The following is an 11826-nucleotide window of genomic DNA, read 5'->3' as shown; positions in this document are numbered from 1 at the left end:
CGGTTGTCTTGGTTTTCGGTTTCGTCCGTTTTGTCTTTGATATCTCTGTTTTTATAATGAGAAGTCATTTTGTTTTGTTCTGGTAATCGCGATTTATTATAAAAGCCTGTCAGGAATGACAGTGTGAATGAGCTCTGTAGTGAATTACTGTGAACTGAAGTTTCCTTTCCATATAAAGGCACGCTTCGCTCTGTTTTGATTGTTGTCTGGCGTTGTGCGTTTGTCTGATATGAACCTATTCATCCGAGAAGCCATAATGGAAAATGACGTCACTAAGAAAGAAGACAGTTCAATTACTCAGAGAGAGGCTGCCGAAGGAAGATATGTCAGGCTTATTTCAACAATTACAATGCATGTGAAATATCCGGATTTATTCCTTCCGTGGGAGGCATTTCTTACAGTTGAATGTTTTTGGAATCCTTCAGGTACTTTGTTTACTTGTCACGCGAAGCAGTACGCGGCCACCAATAATGGCAGGCGAAAGGGCAATGTCTACTTGAGTTTCAGCTCGTCAGGGAGGTGGCCTGAGACGGAACTGACGAACGATGATGCGATTCAGGATGGTCGATGGCATGCTATCAGTGGTGGAGGTTCCGTAACAGGTAACAAACATTCGGCCGAGATCAATTTCAAGTTTGTGTTTGATCATGAGCTTAGTGCTGACAAGTCGAAAGATACCTCGGTAACCATGAGTTTTGAAGTTGACTTTCGTCCTCCCATTTTCGTGCATCCTCATGTTGTACATTCGCCGCTGCCGCAAATAAGTGGAACAGGCTATCCAGGCGCCTTGGTTAAACTGTATGAGGTTGATCAACTTGAGTTGGTGATCGGAGCTGCAATTGTAGACAACCATGGCAGATGGACGACTCCCCTGACAAAGCCTTTGTCCATGACCGAGAGCTTTTCGATAACAGCCTTGCAGCTCTATGAGAATGTACCCTCTCGCTGGGCAGTCCATTCCTCTTTTGCGGTTCTTTTTGCGCCCCACATTCTTGGCACAACTGTTACTCCGGAACGTAAACTCAGCGTCCACGGCGGCGGTGGCTTGGCGGGCGCGAAACTTGAGCTCTGGCTTGAAGACAAGAGCAAGGGAATTCAGTTAGCCACGACTGTCTGGCAGGACGGCACCTGGTTGGCGCTCAGTGTTGAAGCGTGGCTTCCTGGCAAGCATCTGCTCACTGCAAAACAGGTGGCATCGGTCAGCGGACAGAGCTCTGACTGGTCAGATACCTACGTCGTCAACGTAAAACCGCCAACTCCACGGATTGAAGTTCCACCCGCATCCAGCTCGGTAAAACAGGCGCTGAAGATTATGAATGTCTGGCCCGAAAGGGCATCCGTGCAAATATTCACTGACAAAGACGAAATTGTCGTTGGCACTTTCGATCGCTTCACATGCACTTTTACACCGTCGGGACAGTGGGCGGTAGGCACCACAAGCCTCAGGGCGGTGCAGACAGTGGACGGAGCGACATCCGACCCGAGCAGTGCGGTATCCGTCAAGATTCGACCCTCGAGACCGGTCATCGAGCCTCCCGCCGTCCCGATTGCAGCCCGGCAGACGCTGAGTATCAAATTCGTTTCACCCGATGCTACCTTGCTGGAAATGTTCAACGAAGTTGGCGAAAGCGTGTCGGGTGAATTTACCGGAAGTGGTACGTCCCGTACCTTCACCCCGGCGCAGGACTGGTCTGTATCCAGCCAGGTCAAAATCGTACAGACCGTAGGCGGTGTCCGCTCCAATCCAAGCGCGCTGGTGCCTATAGTGGTGAAACTCTTCATTGCTCCGCCATCTGATCCGGCAGCCGCGAAAGAAAAGCTGGCCATCAGTTTTTTCCTGGCCAGCGATGACGACTTGCGAATGTACATACAGGGCGGCGGATTGGTTGAAGGCACCTTCCTGGAAAGCGGCTCCGTCCGGTACTTCACCCCGAAGGAGGAGTGGAAGCAGGGAAAAACCACGGTCAGCGTTCACCAGGTCGTGGGTGGCGTCGTCAATTGGAGCAATCTGGTTACCCTTGCGGTACAACCCTCTGAACTGTCGCTTGCCAATCCGCCAGGCTCCGTGAGCTCGGACCTACAACTGACGCTTTTGTCGGCCCCTCCATCTTCCTCGGGCAGTGTGTTGCAGATGCTTACCGAAGCAGGCGCACCGGTGACGGGCGAATTCACCACTGGAACCCCACGCAAGTTCAAACCCTCGCCGCGGTGGCCAGCGGGCTACAATGCGGTCATGGCCGTGCAGTTCGTCGACGGAGTGCCATCCGCACCAAGCAACGTTGTCAGGTTTTTGGTCATACCCGCCAAGCCGGAAATCGAGCCGCCACCAAAACCTGCCTTGCCGAGACAGCGACTGAACATTATCGGGGTCGACCCCGGCGCCGTTACCTTGCAGATGCTTACCGAGGACGGGGCGGCGATTGAAGGTGATTTCACGGGAGTCGACACGTCTCGTATCTTCACACCCGCTGAGGACTGGGCAGGCACGCGCAAAATCGTGGTCGTGCAGACTGTCGACGGTGGCGCGTCGCAGCCTAGTAATGTTGTTACTGTGTATGCGCCCCCGCCGAAGCCGGAAATAGAACAACCACCCATCCCGGCAACATTTAGTCATGTGCTGAACATCAACAGGGGACGTTCATACGGTCCCGTCATCCTGCGAATGTACACGGCAGCGGGCATCAGGCTGGATGGCGAATTCAGCGCGTACAGTACTCCCGCCACCTTCACGCCAAGAAACGGGTGGCCACCGGGGAGGACCGAGGTCATGACAAAACAGGACATAAACGGCGTGGGTTCCGAGTTTAGCGATCCTGTTTTATTAGAGATCCTTCCCCGAAAGCCCTTCATCCAACCACCATACAACCCTGTCACTTCGAAGCACCAACTGAGCATTTCCAGCGTGTATGCCGGTGACGTGACCCTGCACATGTTCTACGAGGACGGCGAAACGGTGCCGGGTTATTTCAACGGCGATGGCGAATTCCGCACCTTCACGCCGGCCATTGACTGGACAGGAACCACCAAAGTCAATGTGGTACAGATCGTAGATGATGTACTTTCCCATCCAAGCGATCCGGTCACTGTTTCGGTAATAGGGAAGCTTCCCACACCCGTAATCACTCAGCCTTTACCCCACACCAGTCATCATGCCGATCTCAGGGTGCAAGGAACCTGCGTGGCTGGAGCGACGATCGCCGTGCAAGATGCCGCTGGCAACTTTCTGCAAGGCAACCTGACCTACAGTGGCACGACATGGTATTTCGAGTATGCCTGGCTGGCCGGTCCGCAACAGATCAAAGCACAGCAGAGCATTGGTGGGGAAACGTCTGAAGCTACCGAGATTCTTGAGTTCTCCATCAAGCCGGCGACGCCTGCTATCGAGCCGCCAAGCCACCCGGTCGCGCTGAAGCAATCTCTGAAAATCACCGGTGTAGCGTCAGGCGCCGTCAGCTTGCAAATGCTCACTGAGGCCAACAGACCGTTGGCTGGCAAATTCACTGCCAGCGGAGCCAACCGCCTCTTCACTCCGGTGGAGGACTGGTCGCCCGGCGAAAACACCGTCTACGTCATGCAAACAGTAGACGGCGTGGACTCTGACCCCAGTGACTTGTGCACTTTCACCGTGGAGGTGGAGGACCGGCCCGACGCCCCTCAATTCCAGCAACCGCAGGCGGGGGGCTTAACCTCACGGTATCCCTCCCTCAAGATCGCCGGCCTGCCAGGCGCGCTGCAAACCGTTCGTTTTGAGAACGGTGCGACGTTGCACGAAGAGACAGCGGGTGCAGACGGGATCCTGACATTCACAGTGGTGGAACCGTTGGATCCAGGCACCATTGTCCTTGAGGCTAAACAGGCCAGCGGTGGGACTGATTCGGATTGGAGCGCGCCGCATCGGTTTACGGTCAAGGCTGCCCCGTCAACTCCATCGATCGAAGCGCCACGGGCGAACTCCGAAACATCCCGCTATCCGAGGATTCGAGGCACAGGAGCAACGGGAGGTGAGATTGTCCTGCGTCATGCGCTTGATCCCAAGGAAGAGTTTGCCATCGTCGACGGTTCAACCCGGTGGAATTGGACCGCAGAAAAAGCGTGGCCCCTCGGAGACTACGCCGTGCAGGCCCGGCAGACATTCGACGGCGACTGGTCCGACTGGACTGAGGCTCGCTCCTTCAAGGTCAGCGAATCGCGGTATGCCATTGGCGACGCTACACCCGCCATCGGTACACCGGTGGTGGGCACCGAGCAGAGCGTGCTGTTGCGAATCCAGGTCATCTCCGGTGTCAGCGGGGAGGTAGCGGCTGGCGTGGAGGTGAAGTGGCGCGTCAATGGCGAGGAGGAATTGCTGGCGACAACGCAGACCGATGTCAACGGCTGGACCAGTTATCGCTATACACCTGAGACAGTCGGCAAGCATGACATTCTGGCGGACGTCACTCAGGATAACGCCGGTGTGATTTTGACCGAACTCTATGAAGTGAATGCCGTACTGGACGATGTCTGGGCGCAGGCAGCAGAGCTTTATCTGGACGGTGAGCGCGTCGACGCTGCAAGCGAACTCGTGCTGTTGAGAAAAAACCTGCCCTATAAGCTGGAGCTGAAGATTGCCGACGACAGTGTTTTGATTGGCTCTACCGTCACTTTGCAGAACTTCTGGGGCGCGAAGGAACGAGGCCTGACTTTCAACCCTGATCTGGGCACGCCGCTGACAATAAACAAAGGATCGTCAATCCATTGGTATATTTCTACCGAAGAGGCGAACAGTGGTTTTTATGGTTTGAGTCTGGCCAGTTCGATACTGCCCGACTGGGAGCTGCCCGGGCGAGTGGAAGCGGGGGATTTGGCTGACGCCGTGAGGTTTGATCTGGATGGGTTCCCCCAGGTGTTCGGTGGTGCCCCGGCGTACCCCTGCCTTGGGGCCACGCATACATTGACTTTGCGACCCCAGGACAGCAGTTTTTTGCTCGGCCAGGACGTGGTTCTGGAGTTGAGTGCGCAAGCGGCCGATCTAGGCGTGACCTTGAGTCCGAGCATTCCGCAAACGCTCGGCGAGGACGGGTTGAGCTGGTTGCTGAACTGCGTCGACAGTACCAGTGCCGGCGATTTCGCAGTCTGGTTGAAGGTGCCGGCGCTGGAATTCAGTTCGCTGGAGTTGCCCATGTCGCTGGCGCATAACAGTGCTGAGGTATCTGAAAGATTCGGCCCTCAGCAAATGGGAGGTTCGGCCTCGTTCTGGAGATATGGCATTCGCGCGGTTTCCACTTTCACGGGGCTGCCGGCGGGGGGAGTGCCGGTGACCGTCGCGGTGACTGGCAAGCCAACCATGGAAAATGTTACTGCTCGCGATGGCTGGATATTTATCAGCTACTACGACGGAGAGTCTGCAAGCCTGACCATTCGTAACCGCTATGGAAAGTAGTGGCTGAGCAAGCGTCGACAAGGGGAGTGAGGCGCGGTACTCGTCGAGGGTAGTTTGCTGTGCAACAAATCCCGGACAAAAAAAACGGCACCTGCGAAGGTGCCGTTTTCATGTGTAGCCAGATCAGCCGAGCAATCAGCCCGCCAGACCAGCCTGCTGTACCAGCACCAGCAATGGCTGCGGGTACACGCCCAGGAAGAAAGCGACCAGGGCGATGGCCAGCAGCATTACGCCGCCTGCCTTCTGTTCCCAGTGCAATTGGGCGTCGTGGCGACGCAGGTTTGGCTCGATCAGGTACAGGGTGACCATCACGCGCAGGTAGTAGAACACGCCGATGGCGCTGCCCAGTACCAGTGCGCCGACCAGCCACCACTGACGCGTTTCGACGCCGCTGGCGATGATGTAGAACTTGCCGATGAAGCCAGCGGTCAGCGGAATGCCGGCCAGGGACAGCATCATCACGGTGAGCACGGCGGTCAGATACGGACGGCGCCAGAACAGGCCGCGGTACTCGTACAGGGCGTCGGCGTCGCGGCCGTTGTACGGCGAGGACATCAGGGTGATCACGCCGAACGCGCCGAGGCTGGTGATGACATAAGTCACCAGATAGACGCCGATGGCTTCTACCGCCAGCCCCTTGCTCGCCACCAGTGCGATCAGCAGATAGCCGAAGTGCGCGATGGACGAGTAACCGAGCAGACGCTTGAGGTTGCTCTGGGTCAGGGCCAGCAGGTTACCGAACAGGATCGAGGCGACCGCGATAACGCTGAGCACATCGCTCAGCACACCACTGCTGGCAGCAGGGGAGAGCTGGAACAGACGCACCATCACCGCAAACACCGCGACCTTCGAAGCGGTGGCGAGGAACGCCGCCACTGGTGCCGGAGCACCTTCGTAGACGTCGGGCGTCCACAGGTGGAACGGTACCAGCGACAGCTTGAACGCCAGACCGATCAGCATCATGCCCAGGCCCAGTTGCGCCAGCGGGCTTGGCAGGCCGGTCGCGGCCAGGGCCTGACCGATGCCGACGAAGCTCAGCGAACCGGCGTCGGCGTAGAGCAGCGCCATACCGAACAGCAGGAACGCGGAACCGGCGGCCGACAGCACCATGTACTTGATGCCGGCTTCCAGCGAACGCTTGTTGAAAAAGGCGTAAGCGACCAGACCGTAGACCGGTACCGAGAGCAGTTCCAGACCGATGAACAACCCGGCCAGGTGCTGCGCGCTGACCAAAACCAGACCACCGGCGGCGGCCATCAGGATCAGCAGGTACAGTTCTTCGCGATTGCCCGGGTAGCCCGAACCGCCATCACCCAGATAGGCGTGGGCGAGGGTGACGCAGGCGAGGGTGGCGACCAGGATCATCGCCATGTACAGACAGGCAAACGCGTCGATCTGCAGCAACGGGGTCACGGCCAGAGGCGCGACTTTCAACGCAGGCAGGATCGAAAGCAGGGCCAGGTTCAGACCCGCCACCGAAATCAGGAAGGTCTGCGAGTGGTTGCGGCGCCAGGCGATTGCCAGCATCACCACGATAATGGTGAGGCTGGTGATCAACAGTGGCGCAAGCGCAATAAAGTGTTGAATCGTGAATTCCATAGCGCTCTTACCGGGCCGAAGCGAGTTGAGAGAAGGCGGTGCCGAGCCACTGCTGCACGCCATGCATGGTGGCGGCAGAGGTGTCGAGGAACGGTTGCGGGTAGACGCCGAGGTAAATCAGCAACACCGCCAGACCGAGCACCATGATCAGTTCGCGCGCGTCCATGCCGTGCAGCACCGCGTCGGATTTCGACGGTCCGAAGTAGGCACGGTGAATCATGATCAGCGAGTAGACCGAACCGAACACCAGACCGGAAGTGGCAATCGCCGTGACCCATGGAGCGCTGGCGAAGGAACCGATCAGGATCAGGAACTCGCCGACAAAGTTACCGGTGCCCGGCAAGCCCAGCGACGCCGCCGCGAAGAACAGGCTGATCGCCGGCAGGTAAGCGATACGTGACCACAGACCGCCCATCTCACGCATGTCACGCGTATGCAGACGCTCGTACAACTGACCGCTGAGGATAAACAGCGCCGCTGCCGACAGACCGTGCGCCAGCATCTGGATCACTGCGCCTTGCAGCGCCAGTTGGCTGCCGGAGTAGATGCCGATCAACACGAAGCCCATGTGGGAAACGGAAGAGAAGGCAATCAGACGCTTGATGTCGGTTTGTGCGAACGCCAGGAACGCGCCGTAGAAGATCCCGATCAGACCGAGGGTCATGGCGATCGGCGCGAACTCGGCCGAAGCGTTCGGGAACAGCGGCAGGGCGAAACGCAGCAGACCGTACGCAGCGGTTTTCAGCAGGATACCGGCGAGGTCGACGGAACCGGCAGTCGGTGCCTGGGCGTGAGCATCAGGCAGCCAGGAGTGGAACGGTACGACGGGCAGCTTGACCGCGAAAGCGATGAAGAAACCGAGCATCAGAATGTACTCGGTGGTCATCGACATCTTGGTTTTCAACAGGTCGGCGTAGTTGAAGGTGATCACGCCGGTGTTGTTGAAGTTGACCAGCACCAGACCGAGGATCGCCACCAGCATGATCAGGCCGGACGCCTGAGTGAAGATGAAGAACTTGGTCGCTGCGTAGATCCGGGTTTTCTTGCCGTCCGAAGAACTGTGACCCCAGAGCGCGATGAGGAAGTACATCGGCACCAGCATCATTTCCCAGAAGAAGAAGAACATGAACAGGTCGAGGGCGAGGAACACGCCGACGACGCCGCCCAGGATCCACATCAGGTTCAGGTGGAAGAAGCCAACGTGACGTTGAATCTCTTTCCACGAGCAGAGTACGGAGAGGATACCCAGCAGACCGGTCAGCAGGATCATCAACAGCGACAGGCCGTCGAGGGCCAGGTGCACGTTGATGCCGAAACGCTGGATCCAGACATGCTTGAACTCAAGCGCCCAGGTCGGATCGGCGCCCGGCGCCGGTGCGAATGAATAGTCACCGTGGGCCCACAGCCAGAGGCCGAGCGCGAGTTCCAGGGTCATGGTCAACAGCGCAATCCAGCGCGGGAGGGTGGCGCCGAAGCGCTCACCCATCCAGCACAGCAGGCCGCCGATGAAGGGGATCAGGATTAGCCAAGGCAGAATCATGACGGGCTCGTTTCCTTTCGCAAATTCGCAAGGTTCATATCAGACCGCTACCAGCACGATGGCGCCGATCACCAGCACGGCACCAGCAGCCATCGAGGCGGCGTACCAACGCAGTTGACCGGTCTCGGTGCGGCTCAGGGCAGTGTGACCACCCTTGGCCATACGCGGGATCAGACCGATGGTCTGGTCGAGCGGGTCTTTGCGCAGTACATGGCTGATCGCAAGGTACGGCTTGACGAACAGTTTGTCGTAGATCCAGTCGAAGCCCCAGGCAGCGAACCACCAGGCCGAAAGGAAACGGCCGATGCCGCTGTTGGCAATTGCCGTGACGAAGCGACGCTTGCCGAGGAACAGCAGCGCTGCCAGCAGGATACCGGCCAGGGCGATGGCGCCCGAGGCGATTTCCAGACTGTGCTTGGCTTCGCCACCGGCATGGCCAACGCTTTGCGGCAGTACGCCGTGCAGCGGTGGCACGATCATCGCGCCGACGAAAGTCGACAGCACGATCAGCACCGACAATGGCAGCCAGTGGGCAATGCCGTGGCCGGCGTGGGCTTCGGTCTTGGCTTCACCGTGGAACGCGATGAAGATCAGGCGGAAGGTATACAGCGACGTCATGAACGCACCGACCAGACCTGCGTAAAGCAGACCCTGGTTACCGCTGGCGAACGCTTCCCAGAGGATTTCGTCCTTGGAGTAGAAGCCTGCGGTAACCAGTGGCAGAGCGGCCAGCGCGGCACCACCGACGATGAAGCTGGCGTAGGCCAGTGGCAGTTTCTTCCACAGACCGCCCATCTTGAAGATGTTCTGCTCGTGGTGGCAGGCAACGATCACCGCACCGGAAGCAAGGAACAGCAGGGCCTTGAAGAAGGCGTGAGTCATCAGGTGGAAGATCGCGCCTTCCCATGCGCCAACGCCCAGCGCCAGGAACATGTAGCCGATCTGGCTCATGGTCGAGTAGGCGAGGATACGTTTGATGTCGGTCTGCACCAGCGCGGCGAAACCGGCCAGTACCAGAGTCACGCCACCGACGATGCCGACGAGGTGCAGGATGTCCGGCGCCAGCGCAAACAGACCGTGGGTACGGGCAATCAGGTAGACACCGGCGGTGACCATGGTCGCGGCGTGGATCAGTGCCGAAACCGGGGTTGGGCCGGCCATCGCATCCGCGAGCCAGGTTTGCAGCGGCAGTTGCGCCGATTTGCCGACAGCACCGCCGAGCAGCATCAGGGTTGCCAGAACGATCCAGAAATCGCCGACCTTGAAGTGCTCCGGCGCACGCACCAGCAGTTCCTGGACGTTCAACGTGCCCAGTTGCTGGAACAGGATGAACAGGCCGATGGCCATGAACACGTCGCCGATGCGGGTGACGATGAATGCCTTGAGTGCCGCGTTACCGTTGTTGCGGTTGCTGTAGTAGAAACCGATCAACAGGTACGAGCACAGGCCCACGCCTTCCCAGCCGAAGTAGATGAACAGCAGGTTATCGCCGAGGATCAGGAACAGCATGCTGGCGATGAACAGGTTGGTGTACGAGAAGAAGCGCGAGTAACCGTCTTCACCACGCATGTACCAGGACGCGAACAGGTGGATCAGGAAGCCGACGCCGACGACCACGCCGAGCATGGTCACCGACAGGCCATCCAGGTACAGCGCGAAGTTCGGCTGGAAACCTTCCACCGACATCCAGCGCCACAGCACCTGGGTGTACACGCCACCTTCCGGCGGCGCGACGTTGAATTGCCAGATCACGTAAGCGGTGACGATGGCCGACAGGCCGATCGAACCGACACCGATCAGCGCCGAGAGGTTTTCCGAGAAGCGGCCGCGCGAGAACGACAGCAACAGGAACCCGATCAGAGGGAATACGAAAGTCAGAAAGAGTAGGTTCATCCGCGCATCTCACTGGCAGCGTCGATATCGAGCGTGTGGAAGCGGCGATACAGTTGCAGCAGGATCGCCAGGCCAATACTGGCCTCGGCTGCGGCAAGGCTGATCACCAGGATGAACATGATCTGTCCATCCGGCTGCGCCCAGCGGGCGCCCGCAACGATGAAGGCCAGGGCAGAGGCGTTCATCATCACTTCCAGACTCATCAACACGAACAAAATGTTGCGGCGGACCATCAGGCCGACCAGACCAAGGCAGAACAGGATGCCGGCAACGGCTAAACCATGTTCGAGAGGGATAGCAGGCATGTCTTACTCCTTCGCCTCGTTACGGCCCAAATGGAACGCCGTGACGGCTGCGGCGAGCAGCAGCATCGAGGCGAGTTCGACCACCAGCAGGTACGGGCCGAACAGGCTGATGCCCACGGCTTTCGCGTCTACGGTGGTGTGGCCGATGGCCTGGCCGCTCTGGTGAGCGAACAGCACATACAGCAGTTCGGCCAGCAGCAGCGCGGCGAGGATCACCGGTCCTGCCCAGATGCCGGGCTTGAGCCAGGTGCGTTCCTGCTGCACCGAGGCGGGACCGAGGTTGAGCATCATCACCACGAACACGAACAGCACCATGATGGCACCGGCGTAGGCGATCACTTCCAGCACACCGGCGAACGGCGCGCCGAGGGCGAAGAAGGTCATGGCCACGGCAATCAACGAGATGATCAGGTAGAGCAGGGCGTGCACAGGGTTGGTGTTGGTGACCACACGCAGCGTGGACACCACAGCAATACCCGATGCGAAATAGAAAGCGAATTCCATCGTTCTTCCTTAAGGCAGCAAGCTCTTCACGTTGATCGGTTCGGCTTCGTTCTGCGCAGCGCCTTTCGGCTTGCCAGCGATTGCCATACCTGCAACACGATAGAAGTTGTAATCAGGGTTTTTGCCGGGGCCGGAGATCAGCAAATCTTCTTTCTCGTACACCAGGTCCTGACGTTTGAACTCGGCCATCTCGAAATCCGGGGTCAGCTGGATCGCGGTGGTCGGGCAGGCTTCCTCGCAGAGACCGCAGAAAATGCAGCGCGAGAAGTTGATCCGGAAGAAGTCCGGGTACCAGCGACCGTCTTCGGTTTCAGCTTTCTGCAGCGAGATGCAACCCACCGGGCAGGCCACGGCGCACAGGTTGCAGGCTACGCAGCGTTCTTCGCCATCGGGGTCGCGGGTCAGGACGATGCGGCCACGGTAGCGCGGCGGCAGATAGACCTGCTCTTCGGGGTATTGCAGGGTGTCGCGTTTGCGAAAGCCATGGCCGAAGACCATGACCAGGCTGCGCAACTGGGTACCGGTACCCTTAACGATGTCGCCAATATATTTGAACATGGGTCAAA

Annotated in this window: 7 protein-coding genes; 1 reads left to right on the top strand and 6 read right to left on the bottom strand. The window is 58.5% G+C overall.

The features are described 5' to 3' along the window. Window positions 1-256 precede the first annotated feature (256 nt). On the top strand, window positions 257-5419 hold the full coding sequence (locus PSH90_RS16745; RefSeq protein WP_305381083.1) for a hypothetical protein: 5163 nt from the start codon (window positions 257-259) through the stop codon (window positions 5417-5419). Between the two features lie 135 nt (window positions 5420-5554). Here the strand turns inward: PSH90_RS16745 and nuoN are convergent, their stop codons facing one another. From nuoN to nuoI, 6 genes are read right to left on the bottom strand one after another with little or no spacing between them, the layout of a single operon-like run. Further along, window positions 5555-7018: an NADH-quinone oxidoreductase subunit NuoN gene (gene nuoN, locus PSH90_RS16740; RefSeq protein ID WP_024013420.1), complete on the bottom strand. Its 1464-nt coding sequence runs from the start codon at window positions 7016-7018 to the stop codon at window positions 5555-5557. A gap of 7 nt (window positions 7019-7025) precedes the next feature. Continuing rightward, a complete protein-coding gene (gene nuoM / locus PSH90_RS16735) occupies window positions 7026-8558 on the bottom strand; it encodes an NADH-quinone oxidoreductase subunit M (protein ID WP_016775285.1) in 1533 nt (510 codons plus the stop codon). Between the two features lie 39 nt (window positions 8559-8597). Next, window positions 8598-10451 carry an NADH-quinone oxidoreductase subunit L gene (nuoL, locus tag PSH90_RS16730; protein WP_024013419.1) on the bottom strand — a complete coding sequence of 618 codons (1854 nt, stop codon included), beginning with the start codon at window positions 10449-10451 and terminating at the stop codon, window positions 8598-8600. Next, window positions 10448-10756 (bottom strand): NADH-quinone oxidoreductase subunit NuoK, encoded by a 309-nt coding sequence (gene nuoK, locus PSH90_RS16725; RefSeq protein WP_003180046.1) that lies wholly within the window; start codon window positions 10754-10756, stop codon window positions 10448-10450. Before nuoK ends, nuoL begins: the two co-directional genes overlap by 4 nt. Before the next feature lie 3 nt (window positions 10757-10759). Further along, entirely contained in the window at window positions 10760-11260 is a 501-nt protein-coding gene (nuoJ, locus tag PSH90_RS16720) for an NADH-quinone oxidoreductase subunit J (protein ID WP_007951462.1), read from the bottom strand. A gap of 9 nt (window positions 11261-11269) precedes the next feature. Beyond that, window positions 11270-11818, bottom strand: coding sequence for an NADH-quinone oxidoreductase subunit NuoI (gene nuoI, locus PSH90_RS16715; RefSeq protein ID WP_016775283.1), 549 nt, complete (start codon window positions 11816-11818; stop codon window positions 11270-11272). Window positions 11819-11826 lie beyond the last annotated feature (8 nt).

Source organism: Pseudomonas sp. FP1762, assembly GCF_030687105.1.
Classification (GTDB): domain Bacteria; phylum Pseudomonadota; class Gammaproteobacteria; order Pseudomonadales; family Pseudomonadaceae; genus Aquipseudomonas; species Aquipseudomonas siliginis.
The sequence above is the reverse complement of the archived record's forward strand: the minus strand, read 5'-3'. Positions and strand labels throughout refer to the sequence as shown.